This window comes from Enterobacter sp. CPE_E890, assembly GCF_046521475.1.
In the GTDB taxonomy this organism is placed as follows: Bacteria; Pseudomonadota; Gammaproteobacteria; order Enterobacterales; family Enterobacteriaceae; genus Enterobacter; species Enterobacter adelaidei.
The window spans coordinates 2596961-2617964 of sequence record NZ_JBKFZW010000001.1 but is presented as its reverse complement, the minus strand read 5'-3'; the positions used below and the strand labels follow the sequence as shown (position 1 = coordinate 2617964).

The window sequence follows — 21004 nt, the reverse complement described above, 5'->3', positions numbered from 1 at the left end:
ATCAAAACTGGCGTCGCGCGACCAGCCAGGCCCCCACGACCAACATCACCGCGCCGCACACCGGGCCGATCAGGGCGCGCAGCGGTATGCCGTTGCTTCTCAGCACGTCCATCACCAGCCCGCCGATCAACTGGCTTGCCACCAGCACAGCGATGGTCGTCGCCGCGCCTACGTTCTGGTATCCGCTGATACTGGCAAACACGAAAAACGAACCCAGCAGCCCCGGGATCAGCGTCCACCAGCGCACCGTTGCGGCCAGCTCGCAAAATCCGGCAAAGCCCTGTTTCAGCAGCAGAATGCTGACAAACAGCACAATGCCGACCAGTGAATTCAGCAGCATCGCGATAAGAATAGTGGAGGAGGTCTGGGTGATGCGCACCATTAAGGTATTTTGCACCACCAGACCGATTCCCGCCGCCACCAAAAAAGCCAGCGTCATTGACTGATTCATGGGATGGCGTCCGGGTCGCTGCGCTCATCCAGCTGCAGCTGCATAAAGGTTAAGTCCAGCCAGCGGCCAAACTTGGTACCCACCTGCGGCATTTGACCCGTCGTCACAAAACCGAGCGTTTCATGGAGATGAATCGAGGCATGATTCTGCGCTTCGATGCCTGCGACCATCACGTGTTTGCCGATGGCACGGGCTTCGTTAATCAGCGCTTTCATCAATGTGCGACCGATCCCTTTGCCCTGATGATCCGGATGAACATAGACCGAATGTTCTACCGTATGACGAAAACCGTCGAAGGCACGCCAGTCACCAAAAGAGGCATAGCCCGTGATAACACCGTCTTCTTCACTGACCAGTACCGGGTAACCTGCGAGGGTGCGTGCCTCAAACCAGGCGATACGATTATCGGTGTCGACGGTCTTATCGTTCCAGATTGCGGCAGTGTGCAACACCGCGTGGTTGTATATTTCTCCTATCGCAGCGCAGTCTTCTTTGCAGGCATGACGAACGATCATGATGAAACCTCTGTGTGTTGTTCACTATAGTATTACGATTTAACTACGATATTACACAACTGTATCGCCAGATAGCTATGACATAAGCCATATTTTTTTGTTATCAAAAGCCCATTGAAATGCCGTTCATACACTATAGTATGACGTCATGAACACCATAACAGACACCATGAATCAACGGATTAGCGCAAGAATTCGCCTTGAACGCGAGTCTCGCGGATGGTCTTTGAGCGAGCTTGCTGACCGGGCAGGCGTTTCGCGTGCCATGATCCACAAGATAGAACGTGGGGACAGTAGCCCTACGGCAACGTTGCTTGCCCGCTTGTCGGGGGCTTTTGGCATCAGCATGTCGACGCTGATTGCCAGAGCCGAGATGCAAGAGGGAAAACTACTGCGCCTCGCCAACCAGCCCGTCTGGCGCGATCCACAAACGCATTACCTTCGCCGCCACGTTTCTCCCCGCACAGATCTTCCTATTGACCTTGTTCAGGTTGAACTCCCGGCGGGGAGCGATGTGCCTATGCCTGCCTCTTCTTATGCGCTGGCTCGTCAGCTTATCTGGCTACAAATGGGTGAGCTGGTGTTCCAGGAGGGCGATACGCGCCACGAGATGCGGGCCGGGGACTGCCTGGAGCTGGGGCCGCCTAATGACTGTCGGTTCATCAACGAGACGAATGAAACCTGCATCTATCTGGTCGTACGGCTTAACCAATCTGGCTCGTAATGTTAAAGCGATTACGCCGATCGTGAGCCAGGCTGTAATGACATTTGAACCAGAAGGAGTTCCTGATGAATCAATCTGTTTCCCTTAATCGCCGCTGGGTACTGGCCTCCCGCCCACAGGGTGCGCCGGTCGCGGAGAATTTTCGTCTGGAGGAGCAACCTGTTCCAGCGCCAGTTGAGGGGCAGCTTTTGCTCCGTACGGTCTGGCTGTCGCTGGACCCTTACATGCGTGGCCGCATGAGCGATGCGCCATCCTATTCACCGCCGGTTGAGATCGGTGCGGTGATGGTGGGAGGGACGGTCAGTCGCGTTGAGCGGTCAAACCATCCCGACTTCAAAGCTGGTGAATGGGTGCTGGGCTACAGCGGCTGGCAGGAGTATGAACTCTCGGACGGCAGCGGCCTGGTCAAGCTGGGTGAAAATCCGTCTCATCCTTCCTGGGCGCTGGGTATTCTGGGTATGCCGGGCTTTACCGCCTATATGGGGTTGCTGGATATCGGGCAACCTAAAGCGGGGGAAACGCTGGTGGTTGCTGCCGCAACAGGCCCGGTTGGCGCGACCGTTGGGCAGATTGGCAAAATCAAAGGTTGCCGGGTGGTCGGCGTGGCCGGTGGCGCAGAAAAATGCCGCCATGCGGTTGAGGTCCTCGGGTTTGACCTCTGTCTGGATCACCACGCTGCGGATTTTGCCGACCAGTTGAAACACGCCTGTCCGAAAGGAATTGATGTCTATTATGAAAACGTCGGCGGGAAAGTCTTTGACGCCGTGCTGCCGTTGCTGAATACCTCCGCGCGCGTCCCGGTGTGTGGTCTGGTCAGTGGCTATAATGCGACGGGTCTGCCTGACGGCCCGGACCGTTTGCCGCTCCTGATGGCGACCATTCTGAAGAAACGCATTCGTATGCAGGGCTTTATCATCGGCCAGGACTATGGGCATCGCATTAAAGAGTTCCAGCAAGAGATGGGGCGCTGGGTGCAGGAGGGCAAAATTCACTATCGTGAACAGGTGACTGACGGCCTGGAGAACGCGCCTGAGGCGCTGATTGGCCTTCTGGAAGGGCGAAACTTCGGCAAAGTCGTGATTCGCGTCGTGGGCGACAATAAATAAACCACAATATGGCGGGGTTTCCCGCCATATTTATTTGTGAAGATACGATATATTGTCTTTAATTAACTGACATGGCTTTTCGCGCCATCATCCCGGATGAGCCCGAAAACGAAAAATACAAATTTTGCACGTTTTGATGTTTTTACGTACTTCCCACCACCAGGCATGACGATACAGGATATATCGGACCGGCGTCGTTTTATTAAACTGACGTTTAAAAATAGCATTGAGCTTTAGCTACAGGAATTGAACATGCTTGATTTGGATCATTTAGAAAAAGCGCAAAGGATCAGTCTTACCATGCAAGTTGAACTCAGTTTGAAAGGAGCGTTAATTACAGGCTCACTCAAACCTGGGGCACGACTGATTACGAAAGAGATCGCCGATAAATTAGGCACCAGTATTACCCCGGTTCGTGAGGCGCTTTTGCGTCTGGTGTCATCAGGAGCGTTACATGCCACGCCAGCACAGGCATTTCTGGTGCCTGAGGTGACGCTGGAGCGTTATAACGAGATTAATGCCATCCGAAAACAACTTGAGCCGATGGCGGTTGCCGCAGCATGTCAGAATATGTCTGACGGCAAGCTGGACGTGCTGCACAAATTGTCGGACGCCTTTCATGACGCCATGCGTAATGGTAACGTTCAGCAGGCCTTGCATGCGAATCGTGTCTTCCGGTTTACGCTTTATCAGTATGCGGAAATGCCTACGCTCAATGCCTTAATTGAACAGTTGTGGGTCCGCATTGGGCCGTGCATTAACTATCTGCACCAGGAACTCAACGACATCACGATGTCGACATATCACTATGATGAGCTACTTGCGGCCCTTGAGCGACGGGATGTGGGCGACTGCCAGAAGGCGATTGATAAGTTGATTGATGAAGCAAATTCTCTTTTACAGCGACAATATTTTAACTAAGAGATTATTTAACACAGCGACTATATACCGTAGCTAATTATTTATTCGGTGAATAACTCCTGATGGCTTATTGCCATCAGGAGGGTTATTTCATTAATAAAATAAACTTTTCTTTTTGCTTACTCGAAGCGATAAGAGATCGACATACCTACGCCATAGTTACGCCCGGGTGCAGGCTCGTAATAACGACCATTGGATTCGTTGACAATAACCGAGCCGACGTACTCTTTGTCGAACAGGTTATCTACGCGGCCAAAGACGTCCATTCCCCAGTTACCATAGTTGAGCTTATACCCGGTATTCAGCCCAACCACGGTGTACGACGGGGCTTTCGCCGTGTTTTCGTCGTCGGCCATGATATCGCTCATGTAGCGGACATCTGAACCCGCGTACCAGCCTTCCTCCGGCTGCCAGCCAAACGAGGCATAACCCATGTTACGGGCGATACCTGGCATGCGGTTTCCATTACAGTCTGCGTCGCTGCATACGTTAGTACGGTAGGTGGCGTCCAGATAGGTCCACGCCATTTTCAGCTTCCAGTTTTCAGCAAACTGCTGGTCCAGGGAAACCTCCACCCCCTGACGACGGGTTTTACCGGCATTTTTATAGCTGGTACGGCCGCCGGAACTGGAATCGACCACGATCTCATCATCCGTGTCTGTGCGGAACAGCGCAGCCGTCAGCAGACCATTGCCGATGCGGGTTTTGCTCCCCACTTCATACGTATTGTTGGTGGAAGGTTTCAGGCCAATATTCAGACCGCCCTGGTTATCTGAACGATATGAGAGTTCGTTGATTGTTGGCGTTTCGAATCCGCGCCCGGCAGCAGCATAGAGATTCCACGCGTCCGTCATGGCATATTTCACGGAGCCCGCCGGGAGCCACTTGTGATAGCTCGCGTCACCACTGTCATCCCCGTTGCCCGGCGTAATGTAATGATCGTTGGAGTCGAACCAGACCGAACTGTAACGCACACCCGCATCCACAGAGAGCTTCTGTGTCAGCTGCCAGCTGCTTTGCAGATAAGGGTCGACGTTCCACATCAGGTTACGCTCGTTACGGCGCTTATCACCCTTCACACCGTATTCCGGCACGCCGTTATTCATCACGAAGTTTTCATACCCGCGACGATCTTCGCTCAGGTTTTCATAGTTCAGGCCGGTGGTAAGGGTCACCGGCACCAGCAGCTCGCCACGGTGCGTCCAGCGGGTATCAACGCCCTGGTAATGGCGCTGCATATCAATCACACCACCAGAGTGAGATGGCTTAAGCTGCGGTTGATAAGGTATTGACTGATACTGCGTCATTTCACGCTCACCGGCATACATCATCACGCTAAGGTCGTCCTGGGCACTGAGCTGGCGGTCATAGCGCAGACCGGCCTGGGTCTGTTTGATGGTCTTACGGGTGTTGTACTGATCGCCGCGCGGAGACTGTCGCGGGTCATTCCGCCACTCCTGGTAATCGAGTCCACCCGGATCGTTAGCCTTCATGTCCACGCTATTAACAATCAGCGTGAGTTTACTGACATCATCTATACGCACACCCAGTTTGGCATTGGCGAGATTCTTCCGCGCACCGCTGTGGTCACGATAGCCTTTAGTGGTGAAGCGGGTGGTGGAAACGGTGTAATCCACATCGCCTGCGTGTGTCCCGTCACCCATTGCCCCCGTGGCTTTCATGCCATAGCGCCAGGTACCGTAACTGCCGTAATAGCTGCTGGCCTCAATGGTCGGCGGCTGCTGCCCGGTCTGGGTGTTGATGTTAATCACGCCACCCGAGGCGTTGCCGTACAGGGCGGAGAAGGGGCCGCGCAGCACTTCAACAGTGTCCACACTGGAAAGATCGATGTTGGAGGTTTGCCCTTGTCCGTCAGGCATGGTGGCTGGAATACCGTCGACATACATGCGGATACCGCGTACGCCAAAGGTTGAACGGGCACCAAATCCACGCATTGACAGCTGGAGATCCTGCGCATAGTTCTGGCGGTTTTGAATTTGCAGTCCTGGAACGCTACCCAGTGATTCAGACAGGTTGATGCGTGGCGTGGCCTGACGCATATCATCGCCATTCACGACGCTCACCGCGGCTGGAGTATCGAGTTCCGATACAGTTTGCGGTGTAGCGCTGACGATCATGGTCTGTTCATCCGCACTCATCGCAGTGACAGGCGCAACAATAACAGGAACCAGCATCAGAGATGCCTTACGGGCGGAAATGATTTTCATGAGTAAAACCGGTTGTGGTATCTAAACGAACCAAATGGAACATGTGCCTATATGTTAAAGGTTTTGTAAATGTTTTGAAAACTTTAACCGCACGTTGCGTTAACGAATGTGGCCGAGGGAAAGAAAAACTCCACATTTTGTTGATTAATGATTACTATTCTCATTATCAAAAGGCAATGCCAGGACGTTGCCTGCCGGAAGTGATGTCAGCAGAAAACCCTCTTTTCAGAAAAGGAATTGTTATGTCTTTACGTCATCTGTGCTCGCCGCGACTGAGCCTTTCTCTGCTGTCTGCTACGTTACTGTTTGCCAGCACCTTCCAGGTGCACGCCGCCGAAGAGATCCTGCGTAAAGCGGTGGGGAAAGGGGCGTATGAAATGGCGGTAAGCCAGCAGGAGAATGCGCTGTGGGTTGCGACGTCGCAAAGCCGTAAAACCGATAAGGGCGGGGTTATCTATCGCCTTGACCCGGTCACGCTGGACGTGACGCAGGCGATTCATAGCGATCTCAAACCTTTCGGTGCCACCTTTGACAAGGCGAGCCAAACGCTGTGGTTCGGTAACACCATCAACGGCGCGGTGACGGCCATTGATGCCAAAACGGGCGACGTGAAAGGGCGTCTTGTGCTCGATAATCGCCAGCGCAGTGAAACCGTCAAACCGCTGCAGCCGCGCCAGCTGGTGGCTGATGACAGCACTAACACCGTCTATATCACTGGTGTGGGTAAAGAGAGCGTGATTTGGGTGGTGGATGGCGCAACGCTGAAGCTGAAAGAGACTATTGCTAATACCGGCACCTATAGCACCGGCCTGGCGCTGGATGCGCAGGCGAAACGCCTCTATACCACCAATGCCGACGGTGAGCTGGTGACGATTGATACGGCCACCAACAAAATCCTGAGTCGTAAAAAAGTGCAGGACGACGGGAAAGAGCACTTCTACCTGAATCTGAGCCTCGATACTGCCGGCCGGCGTGCGTTCCTGACCGATTCAAAACAGCCGGAAGTGCTGGTGGTGAGCCTGAAAGACGGCAGCGTGATCGAGAAAATCTCAGCACCAGAATCACTGGCCGTGCTGTTTAACCCGGCACGCAATGAAGCGTATGTGACGCACCGTGAAGCCGGTAAGGTGAGCGTGATTGACGCGAAATCTTACAAAGTGACGAAAACCTTCGACACGCCGGTCTACCCGAACAGCCTGGCGCTCTCTGCGGATGGCAAAACGCTGTATGTGACGGTAAAACAGAAATCTACTCGTCAGCAGGAAGCGACCCAACCTGACGACGTAATTCGTATCACGCTGTGATGTAAAAAAAAGGGAAGGCATCTGCCTTCCCTTTTTAATGATTAACGCGACGTTTCTTCAACCAACGGTGCGTCGTGTTTTTCATCATCAGGATGAACCGGCGCGGTGCTGTGAATTTCGTGAACGCGTTTACGCACGCCAAACCAGCCAGCAATCAGCAGTACAGCCAGCAGCGGTATAGTGGCGATGGTGTAGGTGCCGTTCGGGTAATCGAACGCCATCAGTACCAGCACGCTGAACAGGAAGAGCAGGGTGAGCCAGGAGGTCACCGGCGCGCCAGGCAGCTTAAAGCTCACGTCAGCGGCTTTACCTTCTTTAATGGCTTTGCGCAGACGCATCTGGCAGACCACGATAAAGGCCCAGGATGCGATAATACCAAGCGCAGCAACGTTCAGAACGATTTCGAAGACCCGGGACGGGACCAGATAGTTCAGGAATACGCCGAATACATACACTACCAGCGTCGCCAGAATACCCGCGTAAGGCACGTGCTGCTTGCTCATCTTCGACATGAACTTCGGCGCAGAACCGCCCATGGACATGGAGCGCAGGATACGGCCGGTAGAATAAAGCCCGGAGTTCAGGCTGGAGAGCGCTGCGGTCAGTACCACGATGTTCATGATGCTGCCAACATAAGGCACGCCCAGCTTAGAGAAGAAGGTCACAAACGGGCTCTGACCCGCCTGATAGGCGTTCCACGGCAGTAACAGAACCAGCAGTACCACGGAACCAACGTAGAACAGACCGATACGCCAGATCACGCTGTTAATGGCTTTTGGCACCATCGTCTGCGGATCTTTACATTCACCCGCAGCAGTACCCACCAGTTCGATAGAGGCAAAGGCAAACACCACACCCTGAACCAGTACCAGCGCCGGCATCAGACCGTGCGGGAAGAATCCGCCGTTATCAGTTATCAGATGGAAGCCAGTGGCATTACCATCCAGTGGTTTACCGCTGCCGAGGAAGACAGTACCCACGATCAGGAACACGACGATGGCCAGCACTTTGACCAGTGCAAACCAGAATTCCATCTCCGCAAACCACTTCACGCCGATCATGTTCATGGTGCCGACAATGGCCAACGCGCCAAGCGCAAAGACCCACTGCGGCACATCACCAAACGCGCCCCAGTAGTGCATATACAGCGCCACGGCGGTGATATCGACAATACCGGTCATCGCCCAGTTGACGAAGTACATCCAGCCTGCAACGTAAGCCGCTTTTTCACCGAGGAATTCACGGGCGTAAGAGACAAAACTGCCGCTTGAAGGGCGATGCAATACCAGTTCGCCCAGTGCACGAAGAATAAAGAAAGAGAAGATCCCGCACACCAGATAGACCAGGGCGAGAGCCGGGCCCGCCATCTGCAAGCGAGCGCCTGCACCTAAAAACAGACCCGTACCGATAGCGCCGCCGATGGCGATCATTTGAACCTGACGGTTGCCCATCGCTTTGTGGTAGCCCTCTTCGTGGGAGTTCAACCAGCGACGTTTAGCAGCATGATGATCGGCTGCGCTTTTATTGCTTGTTTTCATTGAGTTACCTGTTTGCCTGTCTGAACCATTATCGTGATAGTCCTGCCTGGCAGAGTGCAATACAAACGATTGCTTCTGCGCAAACACATGTCGCCTTCCCAGTGATTCTACGTATGGATAAGGCGAAACATGGCGAGGCATCCTACCTGCAATTCATAAGCGACGCAAAATATAACCGTGCCGAAAGTGATGCAGGTCGAAGGAAATCGTGTGGTCAGAGCAGACGTGGATCACAAGATGCTGAATCGTGATGATTTTTTAGACGAACCCATTAGTGGTTTGATGATTTATTCATCAATATTGCTTAATGGTTGCGCAGTGAAATGAACTCATTGCAAACGCAACGCTTCAATCAGCAACGAAAAGGCGAGGGTATGCTGGCGACGGCTTGGGTAATAAAGATGATCGTGACGCAGGGTCGTGGCTGGTTACAGGAGTGGGGCAAAGAGGCTGAGCCGCTTAACCAGGGCGATGACGCACATTGCCATCGCCAAATCCGTAAACGGTAGCCCGGTAAAGTGGCTGGAAAAAGTTACTGACGAGCAGTGCCTGAACGACTAACCGCCAAAAACGGAAATTGCCTGCTGCAGGCGCGTTGTGCGCTGCGTCAGGTGATTAGCGGCCTGAGTGACATTATCCACCATCCCCGTATTGTTATGCGTCATTGCACCAATACGGGAGATGGACGCGTTGATAAGCGTCAGCGCCTGAGTCTGTTCCTGCGTGGCATGACCGATCTCCTTAATCAGGGAGGACATCTGCAGAACATTGTCGATCATGACCGTCAGCTGCGTTTCGGTTTGTTCCACCTTTTCCACACCCGCGTTCACACTGGAGACGTTTTTCTCAATAAGCGTTTTGATCTCTTTAGCCGCCGTCGCGGAGTGCTGCGCAAGGTTTCGCACTTCAGCCGCCACCACCGCAAAACCGCGCCCGGCTTCACCTGCGCGTGCCGCTTCAACGGCAGCATTTAGCGCCAGTATATTGGTCTGAAAGGCGATGCGATCGATAACGCTGATGATATCGACGATCTGACTGTTATCCTGCGAAACGGATTGCATCATGCCGATAGTCTCTTTCATCATCGCTTCACCGCAGTGGGCGCTGGCACTGGTGCGATCCGCCATCAGGATCGCTTCTTTTGCGGTTTCCGCCGTCTGCTTAACCGCACTGGCAATTTCTTCCACTGCGGCTGCGGTTTGCTGCAGAAAGTCTGCGGTCTCTTCAGAACGCGCCTGCAGATTCGCGCCCTCTTTGGCGACCTGCTGGCTGATAGTGCCAATCCCGTTAATCTGCGCCCCGACATCGTCGACCAGAGAATTCAGGTTTAAACCGGATTGGTTGACCAGACGCATCATCAGACCGATTTCATCGATCCTGTCAAAGTGGTAATACTCGGTTTTACGCCCTGAAACCACGCACTGCATCTGTTGAACAATGGATTTTACCGGCCGGGCAATTTGTGCATGAAGATAATATGCCAGGGTTATAAATAGCAGAACCAGACCGCCGAACTGTGTAAGCGTATTCGGGAATAATAAAATCAGCAAACAGGAAAGCAGGGCCGTCACTGTAATACCGAGATAGATTCTTTTGCTGGTACTGAGTCGTTTAAAAAGAGACATGAAAGAAAATAAACCGCGACGAACCAATAATCCCTTGTAAAAACGATGATGCGTTAATTCGTTATTGCGTACTTTCTCATAGAGTTTTTCACTGGCAGCGATCTCTTCGCGTGCTGGAATATTCCGCACGGAGATATAGCCTGTTAAGTTTCCATCCTGCCAGACTGGCGTCACATTAGCGCGTACCCAATAGTGATCGCCGTTCTGACGACGGTTCTTGACTAGCCCTGTCCAGGTTTCCCCCTGTTGTAGGGTAAACCACATGTCACCAAACGCCTCGGCAGGCATGTCGGGGTGGCGAATAATATTATGCGGTTCGCCCATAAGGTGTTCTTCTTTATATCCGCTAGCTTCAATAAAAGCGGAATTGGCATAGGTAATATGACTTTGCGTATTGGTGGTCGACATTAACGTCGAGCCTTCGTTAAGAAAATACTCGCTTTGTGTAACGGGACTGTTACGCCTCATGAGTAACTCCATGATGATGTGAAAGAATAAAAACCGCCCGGTAAACACTCAGGCAAGATTGATGTGATTATTTTTATAGCTGTCTGCCGTGTATTCTCTATTAAATTCTGCTTGTCCGAAATACCTGGTGCTAATTATTTTTTATCTATTAAACTGAGTCAATGTAATAAAAATGAAAATAATTTCGAGCGCAGTTTCGTCATCCCCTGCAAATAAATGACATAAGCCAAATTAAAAGCGGGAGATCACCTCCGCGAGGTAAATTAAGATGTCGAAATAGCGTTTCGTTAACAGAATGAAAACGTGATGATTTGCGCGACCCTGTTGGCTCGGATGCGGGCAGAAAAGTGGTTGCACCTCAAAAGTCTTAGTCTTTGCATGGTTTTGGATATCTGATTTCCGGCAAACTAAATGTAAATTAATTGTTTCTCAGTAGTGAATTACGCCTTTAATAATGTCGCCATGTTAAGTCAAACGAGAACGCAACATGTCATGGCGAATCAGCATTCTGGATAAAAGCCCCATCGCTGAAAACGAAACCGCTGCCGATGCACTGGCGCGTACTTTGACGCTGGCGCAACAGGCAGAGAACCTGGGTTATCACCGCTTCTGGATTGCCGAACATCACAACACACCGCAGCTGGCCAGTCCCTCACCGGAGCTGCTGATTGCCTGGATCCTGGGACAAACAACGCGCATTCGAGTGGGGTCGGGCGGCGTCATGCTCCAGCACTATAGCCCGTATAAAGTTGCCGAGAATTTTAACGTTCTGGCCGCCCTGGCGCCGGGTCGCGTTGATCTCGGCGTCGGAAAAGCCCCGGGCGGGCTGCCACTCTCGACCCGCGCGCTGCAGCAGGGTCTGAATCAGCAGGAAAAGGGCAGCTTTGCAGAACAACTGGCTCATCTTGACCACTGGATCCGCCCAGAAAACCAGGCTGCGGAAGAGGTTGTTCGCGCAACGCCGCTACCGCCCGTACCTGCACAGGGTTTTCTGCTGGGCGCAAGTGCTGAAAGCGCGCTGCTGGCTGCAAAACTCGACTGGCACTTTGTTTTTGCTGCGCACCTGAATGGCGATCCTGACCTGCTGCGCGAGGTGATCGCCACCTGGCGTGAAAACAGCGTCCGCGACGTGATGGTGGCGGTACAGGCGATTGTTGCGCCGACGCAGGCTGAAGCGGACGCGCTTGCGCAGAAGGTCGAGGTGTGGGGCGTTGAGCTGGCAAACGGCCAGCGCGTGACCGTCGCCAGCGAAGAACAGGCTTATGCCTTTGCACGTCAGGCGGGCAGCGAACCGGTACGTATTGCCCGTCGGGCCCAGTCTCTGCTGGCCGGTACGGCTGAATCAGTCCTGGAACAGCTGAACGCCCTGCATGAACAGTGGGGCATTGACGAATTCATTATTGATACCCCGGTTGCGGATGGCGTTGCGCGCGTGCAGTCCCTGCGTCTGCTGGCCCAGGCGCGGCTTAACAAGGAGGTCACGGTATGAGCTTTGGCGAACAACTGATTGCCTGGCGGCGCGAGCTGCATCAGAACCCGGAATTGTCAGGTCAGGAAGTAGAAACCACCGCACGCCTGCACCAGTGGCTGACAAAGGCAGGCATAACGCCGTTGCCTTACGCGCTGCCAACCGGTCTGGTGGCGGAAATCGGGACCGGTGACAAGCTGATTGCGCTACGGGCTGATATAGACGCTTTGCCGATTGAAGAGCGCAGCGGGGTGCCGTTTAGCTCACAGCGTGCGGGCGTGATGCATGCCTGCGGGCATGATATCCACACCAGCGTGATCCTTGGGGCCGCGTTAAAACTGAAAGAGCGGGAAGCCTCGCTCAACGGCCGGGTGCGAATCCTGTTCCAGCCTGCCGAAGAGAACTTCGGTGGTGCGAAAAGCCTGGTGCGGGCCGGCGCGTTGCGTGATGTCAGCGCGATTTTCGGCATGCATAACGAACCTTCGCTGTCGGTCGGCGAGTTCGCCACCCGTGGCGGGCCATTCTATGCCAACGTCGACAGATTTGTGATTCGCATAACCGGTAAAGGCGCGCATGCTGCCCGGCCACACGAAGGCAACGATGCGATTGTTTTGGCGAGTCAATTGGTGACCGCTCTGCAAAGCGTCGCCAGCCGTAACGTCAATACGCTGGATTCGGTGGTACTGAGCGTTACGCGTATTGCGGGTGGGAATACCTGGAACGTGTTGCCTGAAAGCGTCGAGCTGGAAGGCACACTGCGCACTCATCGTACGGAGGTGCAGCAGAATGTTAAAACCCGCGTGGAAGAAATCGCCGCCGGGTTTGCCAGCGCCTTCAGCGCACAGATTGATATTACCTGGTACGCCGGGCCCACCGCGCTGGTGAATGATGAACGTTGGGCAGATTTTGCCACCTCGGTTGCCCGGGAAGCGGGATATGAGACCCGGTACGCCGAACTGCATATGGGGGGGGAAGATTTTGCCGTCTATTTGCAGCAGATCCCGGGGGCATTTGTCAGCATTGGCAGCAATAGTTCGTTTGGTTTACACCACCCGGCATTTAATCCGGATGAAGCCCTAATTGAGCCGGCTGCCCGCTATTTTGCACAGCTTGCGGAAAAAGCCCTGCAACACGTTTAATTCAGAAGAGGTAAATATGTCTGCAACCCGACAATTGCGGCTGGGGACCATTTTGCATGGTGCATCCGGGAATATGTCAGCCTGGCGCCACCCGGCGGCCACCGCTAATGCCAGTATTAATTTTGAATTTGTAAAAGCGACGGCATTAAAAGCGGAAGAGGGGAAACTCGATTTCTTATTCGTTGCTGATGGCCTTTATATCAACGAAAAATCGATCCCGCATTTTTTAAATCGTTTTGAACCGCTGACGGTATTGTCCGCGCTGGCAAGTATCACCTCGCGTCTGGGGCTGGTGGGAACTTTATCCACCTCTTACAGCGAGCCCTTTACCACGGCGCGCCAGTTCGCCAGCCTTGACCACTTGAGCAACGGGCGTGCGGGCTGGAACGTGGTGACCTCGCCGCTGGAAGGTTCTGCGAAGAACTTTTCCCGCGAAAAGCACCCGGAACATGCCCTGCGTTACCGGATTGCAGACGAGTATCTCGACGTGGTGAAAGGGCTCTGGGACTCCTGGGAAGGTGACGCCTTTGTACGCAATAAAGAGAGCGGTCAGTTTTTTGACCCGGCCAAACTGCATGCGCTGGATCACCACGGTGACTTCTTCCAGGTCGCCGGACCGCTGAATATTGGCCGTACACCACAAGGGCGTCCGATTGTCTTTCAGGCGGGCGCGTCGGATGACGGTAAAAGACTGGCGGCGAAACATGCCGACGCCATTTTTACCCATCACGATACGCTCGACGAGGCAAAAGCTTTTTACCGCGACGTGAAGCAGCAACTGGAAACTAACGGACGCCGCACGTCAGATCTGCATATTTTCCAGGGCGTCAGCGTGATTGTCGGAAAAGACGCCGATGATGTGGAAAACCAATATCAAACGACGGCGGCGCTGGTGTCGATTAATGATGCTTTGAACTACCTCGGGCGTTATTTCGAGCACCACGATTTCAGCCAGTATCCACTCGACGAACCGTTCCCGGATATCGGTGATTTAGGTAAAAACAGCTTCCGTAGTACTACCGATGAAATCAAACGTAATGCCCGGGAGCGCAACTTAACCCTGCGTCAGGTGGCGCTTGAGGCGGCTTCACCGCGCCCGCGTTTTTCCGGTACGCCGGAGCAGGTGGCGGACGGTCTGCAAGCCTGGTTTGAGGATTATGCGGCTGACGGTTTCATCATTCAGGGCGGGACGCCGGACACCTTCCCGCGCTTTGTTGACCAGGTGGTGCCTGTTTTACAAGGCCGTGGCCTGTTCCGTACCGAATACCCGGGCACCACGCTGCGCGAAAGTCTGGGCTTAGACGAACCCCAAAACCAGTTCATAAAACAATAAAAGAGAATACCGCTATGCAGAAAAAAACGCTTATTCTGGCGCTTGCGCTGGCCTTTACCCCTGCCGTCTGGGCAGAGAATGTGAACATTAACGGTACTGGCGTCAGCATTGAGGCCAATAAAACGCCGATCAACACGACCAAAAACAGTGATGCAGTAGCAAAACTGCCTAAGGATTATCGGTTTGCCGTGCCGGGGAAATTTACCGTCGCGGTGGCAGGGCTGAATCAACCGCCGCTGACGGTGTTTTCAGATGACAACAAAACGCTGCTGGGCAGCGAGGTTGATGTCGCCCGTCTGGTGGCCGACAGCCTGGGCCTGGAGCTGAACGTGGTGCCCACCTCCTGGGAGGACTGGCCGCTGGGCGTGGCTTCCGGGAAATATGACGCGGCCATCAGCAATATCACGGTCACTAAAGCGCGCAAAGAGAAGTTTGATTTTGCCACCTACCGTAAGGATTCCCTCGGCTTCTACGTGAAATCGACCAGCCCGCTGAAGTCGATAGAGAAAGCAGAAGATATTGCCGGGTTGAAAATTATCGTCGGCTCAGGCACCAATCAGGAGGCCATCCTGCTGGCCTGGAATGACGAAAACCTCAAGAAAGGGCTCAAACCCTTTACCCCTGTCTACACCAAAGACGATGCGGCGCAAACGCTGGCACTCCAGTCAGGACGTGCGGATGCCTATTTTGGCCCGAACGTAATAGGCGCGTGGAAAGCGGCGTTAACCGGTAAAACCAAACTGGTGGGCAGCGTCGACGGTGGCTGGCCGAAGGCGGCGCACATCGCGGTGACGCTGAAAAAAGGCAGTGGCCTGGTCGAGCCGGTGCAAACCGCACTTAACGGCGTCATCAAAAACGGTGATTACGACAAAGTGCTGAACCGCTGGGGAGAAGGAGTGGAGCGTATCCCGCAATCTGAAGTAAACCCGGCGGGTCTGGGTGACTAAGGAGGGGCTATGAGCGAACAATTCCGGGATGTGTCACCAGAAGATGCGGATCTTCAACCTGTTATCGAGGGGCTGTTTGGAGAATATGCGGCCCGCTACGGTGACTACTTCTCTAAAGACGCTGAAGTGGAACTTACCGAGTGGTACTTAGCGCCGCAGGGGCTGTTCATCGTGCTGGAGCGCGATGGCGAGATTATTGCCACCGGCGCATACAAACCCTTTGACGAGCGTACCGCTGAAATTAAACGTATCTGGACAAATAAATCCCTGCGTCAGCAGGGACTTGCTGGCCGGGTAGTGGCGGAACTGGAGCGCAGGGCGGTGCTGGCCGGTTACAGCCAGATTTACCTCACCACCGGTTTTCGTCAGCCGGAGGCGGTCAGGCTCTATCTCAGCCAGGGGTACCAACCGCAGTTCGATCTCAACCGCAATCCGGAAGAGTACAGTCAGCCACCGTTTGACGGTCGGCTGCGTTTCACCAAAACGCTGGTACGCGAAGCGTTCAGTAAAACCGCATGAGGAACGACGATGAGCAACGTTGAAACCATTAAGGTGGTCCCGGCGCGTTACCCGCTGCGGACCGTTGGCGCCGCGGTAGCGCTGTTTGTGCTGGCGGTCGTGATTCAGTCCGTAGCCTTTAACCCGCGCTGGGAGTGGGCAGTGTTCGCCCGCTGGTTCTTTGACCCGGTGATCCTTGAAGGTGTAGGGCAAACGCTTCTGCTGACGCTGATCGGCACCGCGCTGAGCGTGGTGATTGGCGGCATGCTGGCCCTGGCGAGACTTTCTTCATCCTGGCTGTTGAGCAGCCTGGCGTGGGGTTACATCTGGCTGTTTCGATCGTTACCGCTGATCGTGGTGCTGATCATCCTGTACAACTTTTCCTATCTCTACGACACACTCTCGCTCGGCGTGCCGTTCACCGGCATCACCTGGGGCAGCTTTGAAACCATCAACGTGCTGGGGCAGTTTTCCACTGCGGTAGTGGGGTTAACCCTCGTTCAGAGCGCCTATACCGCAGAGATTATTCGCGGCGGATTTCTCGGCGTTGACCACGGGCAATATGAAGCTGCCGCTGCGCTTGGTCTGCCTGCATGGCGACGCACGGTGCGCATCATTTTGCCCCAGGCACTGCGCACCATTCTGCCGTCGGGATTCAATGAAATCATCAGTCTCGCCAAAGGTACGGCGATGGTTTATGTCCTGGCGATGCCGGAACTGTTTTATACCATTCAGATGATCTACAACCGTACGCAGGAGGTGATCCCTCTGCTGATGGTGGGGGCTGCCTGGTATCTGGTGATTACCACCGTTTTGTCCGCTATACAGCATGTCGTTGAGCGCGGTCTTGCCCGCAGCGAACGCCGTTCTGCCGTTAATCAGAACCGTGCGGCCAGCCGTACCCGGTCTGTTACCACCTCGCCAGCACAGGAGCCCATCCATGCAAGCCTCTCCTGAAGGACACATTTCCATTACCGGAGTCAGTAAGTTTTTTGGCCGCCACAAAGCGCTCGACAACGTCACGCTTGAGATCCCTCCGGGATCGGTCACGGTGATCCTCGGGCCGTCCGGCTCGGGTAAATCGACCCTTTTACGCACCATTAACCATCTGGAGCGAGTCGACGAGGGTTTTATCCAGATCGATGGGGATTATATTGGCTATCGCCGTCAGGGAGACAAACTCTACGAGCTGAAGGAGAAAGAGATCCTCAAACAGCGTGTCAACGTGGGCTACGTGTTCCAGAACTTCAATCTCTTTCCGCATCTCACGGTGCTGGAAAATTTAATTGAGGCACCTGTCGCGCATAAGAAACTCAGCAAAAAAGAGGCGGTAGAGCATGCCTGGAGCCTGCTTGACGTCGTGGGTTTACGCGATAAAGCGGATGCCTGGTCGCGTCATCTCTCCGGCGGTCAGCAGCAGCGCATTGCCATTGCTCGTGCGCTGGCGTTACGTCCTCGCGTGATGCTGTTTGATGAACCCACCTCGGCTCTCGACCCGGAGCTGGTGGGTGAAGTACTGGACGTGATCAAAAAACTGGCCCGATCCGGCACTACGCTGGTGGTGGTGACCCACGAGATTGGTTTTGCCCGGGAAGTGGCAGATCAGGTGGTGTTTATGGTCGACGGTAAAATTGTGGAGCAGGGCAGCAGTGACGAGGTTCTAAACCGCCCATCGCACCCGCGAACGCGCCAGTTTCTGTCAAAAGTGCTGTAAGGAGCGCAGATGAAATATGGACTTCTGGCGGGGCTGATCTTTTCGGCTGCCAGCCACGCAAGCTTAGATTTAACAGCAAACGAGCGACCTCTGCCGGTAACGGTCGATCCCCAGGCGGTGGCAAAGATACCTGCGGATTATACGTTCGTTGAACCGGGAACACTGACGGTGGCCATTTCGGCGCTGAACTCTCCGCCGCTGGCGCTGCTTGCCAGCGATAATCGAACGCGGATTGGCAGCGATCCGGATATTGCTCGTCTGCTGGCGGGCAGTCTGGGGCTAAAACTGAAGCTGGTCCCCACGGCGTGGGAAGACTGGCCGCTGGGGATCACCTCCGGGCGCTATGATGTGGCGCTGGTGAATATTGCAGTAACCGAGCAGCGGAAAGAGAAATTTGATTTTGCGACCTATCGCGTCGATTCACTGGCCTTTTCGGTGAAATCCACGAGCGAGATTCAGTCAATCAAAAGTGCGGAAGATCTGGCAGGGAAAAAGGTGATCGTTGGCTCTGGCACGAATCAGGAACGTATTCTGCTGGGCTGGAACGAAGAGAACAAAAAGGCAGGGCGTGAACCTGCGCTACCGGTCTATCTGACCGACGATGCCTCGGGCAATCTCTATATTCAGTCCGGCAGGGCGGATATCTTTTTTGGGCCGCAGTCGGTGTCGGCGTATAAAGCTGCACTGACCGGCAAAACCCGCGTGGTCGGTTTAGGGCCGAAAAAAGCCTGGGTTGCCGCCACGACCAAAAAAGGGAATCAGCTGGTTTATGCTCTGCAAGCCGCACTGGACGGGGCGATTAAGCGGGGAGATTACCAGAAGGTGCTGGCGCGCTGGGGAGAGCAGGGCGAAGCAGTGGAGCGCTCCGAGGTCAACCCCCCTGGGATAACCTACTAACCTACTAAAGGTGCTCTACACTTAGGGTTTTTATCCCTGAGGGGGCAACATGATTAAACTCTATGGCGTACCCGGCTGGGGCTCGGCAATCAGCGAAGTGATGCTAACCCTGGCTGATATCCCTTATCAATTTATCAACGTGGACGGGTTTGACCAGCCCGGTCCGCAGCGTGAGCTGTTGCACAAGCTGAACCCGCTGTGCCAGGTGCCCACGCTGGAGCTGGAAAATGGGACCATCATGACAGAAACCGCGGCGATTGCTTTGATGGTACTTGATAAATGTCCCGACCTTGCTCCACCTCCAGAACAGGCCGAACGCCAGCAGTTTCAGCGTTTACTGATCTGGTTTGTCGCCAATGTTTACCCCACCTTCACGTATGCCGATTACCCCGAGCGCTGGGCGCCAGATGCGCCGGAGCAGCTGCAGAAAAATTGCATTGAGTACCGTAAATCGCTCTATCAGTGGTTTGACAGTCAACTCAAGGCGAGCCCTTATGCGCTGGGTGAACGCCTGACGCTGCTTGATGTGTATATTATGGTCACGCGCACCTGGGGGCCTCGTCATGAATGGTTTGCCGCGAATACCCCGAAGATAACAGCGATTGCGGATACAGTTACTCAGCTTCCGAAACTGCACAAGGTGTTAAAGGCAAACAATATTATCTGATAACGTGGAACCCTGGCTCATAACTGGAAACCTGCACATGCCACATGTAGATATCAAATGTTTTCCCCGCGATTTGAACGACGAACAAAAAACTGCGCTGGCGGCGGATATTGCCGACGTCATCATTCGCCATTTCAACAGCAAAGACAGTTCCGTGTCGGTTGCGCTGAACCAGGTAGCGCCGGAAGACTGGAAGGCCCAGGTCTGGGATACCGAGATAGGTCCGAAGCTGGATGAGCTGATTAAGAAGCCAGGGTATTCGATGTAAATCTTTTGCCGGGGAGCGGATAAGTCCTCCCCGGCTCAACTTTCCGTTTTTCGCAAAAAACGATAAAAATGCGTTTTGTCTTATCCGCTACACTTAACGTTTCTGACTGACTTATTATTAATCCTTAGGAAAGATCTCCACCAGAATCAATTAAGGACAGATACGTTAAAGGATAATTTTCTGATGACAAAATTACCCCGTTTTTCATTCGCCTTTCTTCATCCCCGTTACTGGCTAAGCTGGGCAGGCATTGCCGCGCTGTGGCTTATCATGCTGCTCCCTTATCCGCTTCTATTCAGAATTGGTCATGGTCTTGGTCGACTGGCGATGCGCTTGCTTCCCCGCCGCGTCGAAATTGCCCGCCGCAACCTTGAGCTTTGTTTCCCGGAGATGAAAAAGGCGGAGCGAGAGTCATTGCTGCAGCGTAATTTTGAATCGGTAGGAATGGGGGTGATTGAAACCGGAATGGCATGGTTCTGGCCTGCGTGGCGGGTTAAGAAATGCTTTACCGTTAGGGGCTATGAGCACATGGAAACGGCGCGGGCGAAAGGTAATGGCGTGGTGCTGGTGGGAATGCATTTTCTCACACTTGAGCTGGGCGCGCGGATATTTGGCATGCTCAACCCCGGTATTGGCGTATATCGTCCTAATAATAATGCCCTGCTGGACTGGCTACAGACGCGAGGGCGTCTGCGTTCCAATAAATCTATGCTCGATCGTCATGATTTAAAAGGCATGATCCGCTCGCTGAAGCAGAATGAAATTTTGTGGTATGCCCCGGATCATGACTATGGCAAAACCAATAGCGTCTTTGTGCCGTTCTTTGCGGTTCCGGATGCCGCGACGACCGCTGGAAGCTATATGCTGGTCAAAAGCGCTAAGCCCGCCGTCATTCCCTTTGTGCCGCGACGCAGGGCGGATGGCAGCGGTTATGAACTGATTATTCTGGAGGATATCAGCGAGGCGTTGCAGGGGGGAGATAAAGAATCTGTTGCGACGCAGATGAACAGAGCGATCGAACAAGCGGTACGCATGGCACCAGAACAGTATATGTGGCTGCACCGGCGCTTCAAAACCCGCCCGGAGGGTGTGCCGGACCGGTATGCGCGCGCAAAAGACGTGACGTCCTCCGTTAATATCTTATCCGCTGAAGAGATTTCTGAGCGGTCTGGCATACAGCACTGAGGCAAAAA

The 21004-nt window shown here is 53.9% G+C and carries 18 protein-coding genes and 2 pseudogenes; 15 read left to right on the top strand and 5 right to left on the bottom strand.

The genetic code is table 11. The annotated features are described in order from the left end of the window. Position 1 precedes the first annotated feature (1 nt). A complete protein-coding gene (locus tag ACLHV9_RS12865; protein ID WP_128347624.1) occupies positions 2–451 on the bottom strand; it encodes a DMT family transporter in 450 nt (149 codons plus the stop codon). Further along, on the bottom strand, positions 448–966 hold the full coding sequence (locus tag ACLHV9_RS12860; protein WP_028018868.1) for a GNAT family N-acetyltransferase: 519 nt from the start codon (positions 964–966) through the stop codon (positions 448–450). Before ACLHV9_RS12860 ends, ACLHV9_RS12865 begins: the two co-directional genes overlap by 4 nt. A gap of 148 nt (positions 967–1114) precedes the next feature. On the opposite strand from ACLHV9_RS12860, the gene ACLHV9_RS12855 reads away from it, so the two are divergent. The 3 genes from ACLHV9_RS12855 to ACLHV9_RS12845 all read left to right on the top strand — a co-directional run bounded on the left by ACLHV9_RS12855 (position 1115) and on the right by ACLHV9_RS12845 (position 3717). After that, a complete protein-coding gene (locus tag ACLHV9_RS12855; RefSeq protein WP_028018869.1) occupies positions 1115–1690 on the top strand; it encodes a helix-turn-helix domain-containing protein in 576 nt (191 codons plus the stop codon). A 65-nt stretch (positions 1691–1755) separates the two neighbouring features. Then, a complete protein-coding gene (locus ACLHV9_RS12850) occupies positions 1756–2796 on the top strand; it encodes an NADP-dependent oxidoreductase (protein ID WP_129325155.1) in 1041 nt (346 codons plus the stop codon). A gap of 252 nt (positions 2797–3048) precedes the next feature. Further along, positions 3049–3717: a GntR family transcriptional regulator gene (locus tag ACLHV9_RS12845; RefSeq protein WP_128347626.1), complete on the top strand. Its 669-nt coding sequence runs from the start codon at positions 3049–3051 to the stop codon at positions 3715–3717. 119 nt (positions 3718–3836) lie between these two features. Here ACLHV9_RS12845 and pqqU read toward each other — a convergent pair whose 3' ends face one another. After that, the gene (pqqU, locus tag ACLHV9_RS12840; protein WP_407220610.1) at positions 3837–5945 is read right to left on the bottom strand and encodes a TonB-dependent receptor PqqU; all 2109 of its coding nucleotides are present in this window, start codon (positions 5943–5945) and stop codon (positions 3837–3839) included. A 242-nt stretch (positions 5946–6187) separates the two neighbouring features. On the opposite strand from pqqU, the gene ACLHV9_RS12835 reads away from it, so the two are divergent. Continuing rightward, a complete protein-coding gene (locus ACLHV9_RS12835) occupies positions 6188–7249 on the top strand; it encodes a YncE family protein (RefSeq protein ID WP_407220609.1) in 1062 nt (353 codons plus the stop codon). 41 nt (positions 7250–7290) lie between these two features. Here ACLHV9_RS12835 and ansP read toward each other — a convergent pair whose 3' ends face one another. After that, positions 7291–8787, bottom strand: coding sequence for an L-asparagine permease (ansP, locus tag ACLHV9_RS12830; protein ID WP_028018874.1), 1497 nt, complete (start codon positions 8785–8787; stop codon positions 7291–7293). Between the two features lie 401 nt (positions 8788–9188). Between ansP and ACLHV9_RS12825 the strand changes: the two are divergent. After that, positions 9189–9348, top strand: a pseudogene (locus ACLHV9_RS12825) (cupin domain-containing protein); the annotation flags it as partial. On the opposite strand, the gene ACLHV9_RS12820 reads toward ACLHV9_RS12825, so the two are convergent. Continuing rightward, entirely contained in the window at positions 9345–10880 is a 1536-nt protein-coding gene (locus ACLHV9_RS12820; RefSeq protein WP_407220607.1) for a methyl-accepting chemotaxis protein, read from the bottom strand. The pseudogene ACLHV9_RS12825 and the gene ACLHV9_RS12820 sit on opposite strands and share 4 nt — an antisense overlap. Positions 10881–11367: 487 nt before the next feature. Here ACLHV9_RS12820 and ACLHV9_RS12815 point away from each other — a divergent pair, with 487 nt between their 5' ends. The 10 genes and pseudogenes from ACLHV9_RS12815 to ACLHV9_RS12770 all read left to right on the top strand — a co-directional run bounded on the left by ACLHV9_RS12815 (position 11368) and on the right by ACLHV9_RS12770 (position 20996). Then, positions 11368–12369, top strand: a complete 1002-nt coding sequence (locus ACLHV9_RS12815; protein ID WP_407220605.1) for an LLM class flavin-dependent oxidoreductase — start codon at positions 11368–11370, stop codon at positions 12367–12369. Further along, positions 12366–13487: an amidohydrolase gene (locus ACLHV9_RS12810; RefSeq protein WP_407220604.1), complete on the top strand. Its 1122-nt coding sequence runs from the start codon at positions 12366–12368 to the stop codon at positions 13485–13487. Before ACLHV9_RS12815 ends, ACLHV9_RS12810 begins: the two co-directional genes overlap by 4 nt. Positions 13488–13503: 16 nt before the next feature. Continuing rightward, positions 13504–15767, top strand: a pseudogene (locus ACLHV9_RS12805) (NtaA/DmoA family FMN-dependent monooxygenase). Between the two features lie 9 nt (positions 15768–15776). Beyond that, on the top strand, positions 15777–16286 hold the full coding sequence (locus ACLHV9_RS12800) for a GNAT family N-acetyltransferase (RefSeq protein ID WP_028018880.1): 510 nt from the start codon (positions 15777–15779) through the stop codon (positions 16284–16286). Positions 16287–16295: 9 nt separating this feature from the next. Then, positions 16296–17222, top strand: a complete 927-nt coding sequence (locus ACLHV9_RS12795) for an amino acid ABC transporter permease (RefSeq protein ID WP_407220603.1) — start codon at positions 16296–16298, stop codon at positions 17220–17222. Further along, complete coding sequence (locus ACLHV9_RS12790; RefSeq protein WP_028018882.1) at positions 17206–17979, top strand: amino acid ABC transporter ATP-binding protein; 774 nt, start codon at positions 17206–17208, stop codon at positions 17977–17979. Before ACLHV9_RS12795 ends, ACLHV9_RS12790 begins: the two co-directional genes overlap by 17 nt. A 9-nt stretch (positions 17980–17988) precedes the next feature. Continuing rightward, positions 17989–18876 carry an ABC transporter substrate-binding protein gene (locus tag ACLHV9_RS12785; RefSeq protein WP_407220600.1) on the top strand — a complete coding sequence of 296 codons (888 nt, stop codon included), beginning with the start codon at positions 17989–17991 and terminating at the stop codon, positions 18874–18876. Between the two features lie 49 nt (positions 18877–18925). After that, entirely contained in the window at positions 18926–19543 is a 618-nt protein-coding gene (locus tag ACLHV9_RS12780; protein WP_128347632.1) for a glutathione S-transferase family protein, read from the top strand. Positions 19544–19580: 37 nt separating this feature from the next. Then, positions 19581–19811, top strand: coding sequence for a tautomerase PptA (gene pptA / locus ACLHV9_RS12775; RefSeq protein WP_049007315.1), 231 nt, complete (start codon positions 19581–19583; stop codon positions 19809–19811). 183 nt (positions 19812–19994) lie between these two features. Continuing rightward, on the top strand, positions 19995–20996 hold the full coding sequence (locus tag ACLHV9_RS12770; RefSeq protein WP_128347633.1) for a Kdo(2)-lipid IV(A) acyltransferase: 1002 nt from the start codon (positions 19995–19997) through the stop codon (positions 20994–20996). Positions 20997–21004 lie beyond the last annotated feature (8 nt).

What these genes read in the sequence shown, in the direction of transcription:
- ACLHV9_RS12820 (WP_407220607.1), bottom strand. Translation starts at nt 10,880, where the DNA reads ATGAGGCGTAACAGTCCCGTTACACAAAGCGAGTATTTTCTTAACGAA.
- ACLHV9_RS12845 (WP_128347626.1), top strand. Translation starts at nt 3,049, where the DNA reads ATGCTTGATTTGGATCATTTAGAAAAAGCGCAAAGGATCAGTCTTACC.
- ACLHV9_RS12865 (WP_128347624.1), bottom strand. Translation starts at nt 451, where the DNA reads ATGAATCAGTCAATGACGCTGGCTTTTTTGGTGGCGGCGGGAATCGGT.
- ACLHV9_RS12790 (WP_028018882.1), top strand. Translation starts at nt 17,206, where the DNA reads ATGCAAGCCTCTCCTGAAGGACACATTTCCATTACCGGAGTCAGTAAG.
- ACLHV9_RS12795 (WP_407220603.1), top strand. Translation starts at nt 16,296, where the DNA reads ATGAGCAACGTTGAAACCATTAAGGTGGTCCCGGCGCGTTACCCGCTG.
- ACLHV9_RS12815 (WP_407220605.1), top strand. Translation starts at nt 11,368, where the DNA reads ATGTCATGGCGAATCAGCATTCTGGATAAAAGCCCCATCGCTGAAAAC.
- ansP (WP_028018874.1), bottom strand. Translation starts at nt 8,787, where the DNA reads ATGAAAACAAGCAATAAAAGCGCAGCCGATCATCATGCTGCTAAACGT.
- ACLHV9_RS12855 (WP_028018869.1), top strand. Translation starts at nt 1,115, where the DNA reads ATGAACACCATAACAGACACCATGAATCAACGGATTAGCGCAAGAATT.
- pptA (WP_049007315.1), top strand. Translation starts at nt 19,581, where the DNA reads ATGCCACATGTAGATATCAAATGTTTTCCCCGCGATTTGAACGACGAA.
- ACLHV9_RS12835 (WP_407220609.1), top strand. Translation starts at nt 6,188, where the DNA reads ATGTCTTTACGTCATCTGTGCTCGCCGCGACTGAGCCTTTCTCTGCTG.
- ACLHV9_RS12860 (WP_028018868.1), bottom strand. Translation starts at nt 966, where the DNA reads ATGATCGTTCGTCATGCCTGCAAAGAAGACTGCGCTGCGATAGGAGAA.
- ACLHV9_RS12850 (WP_129325155.1), top strand. Translation starts at nt 1,756, where the DNA reads ATGAATCAATCTGTTTCCCTTAATCGCCGCTGGGTACTGGCCTCCCGC.
- ACLHV9_RS12780 (WP_128347632.1), top strand. Translation starts at nt 18,926, where the DNA reads ATGATTAAACTCTATGGCGTACCCGGCTGGGGCTCGGCAATCAGCGAA.
- ACLHV9_RS12810 (WP_407220604.1), top strand. Translation starts at nt 12,366, where the DNA reads ATGAGCTTTGGCGAACAACTGATTGCCTGGCGGCGCGAGCTGCATCAG.
- ACLHV9_RS12800 (WP_028018880.1), top strand. Translation starts at nt 15,777, where the DNA reads ATGAGCGAACAATTCCGGGATGTGTCACCAGAAGATGCGGATCTTCAA.
- pqqU (WP_407220610.1), bottom strand. Translation starts at nt 5,945, where the DNA reads ATGAAAATCATTTCCGCCCGTAAGGCATCTCTGATGCTGGTTCCTGTT.
- ACLHV9_RS12770 (WP_128347633.1), top strand. Translation starts at nt 19,995, where the DNA reads ATGACAAAATTACCCCGTTTTTCATTCGCCTTTCTTCATCCCCGTTAC.
- ACLHV9_RS12785 (WP_407220600.1), top strand. Translation starts at nt 17,989, where the DNA reads ATGAAATATGGACTTCTGGCGGGGCTGATCTTTTCGGCTGCCAGCCAC.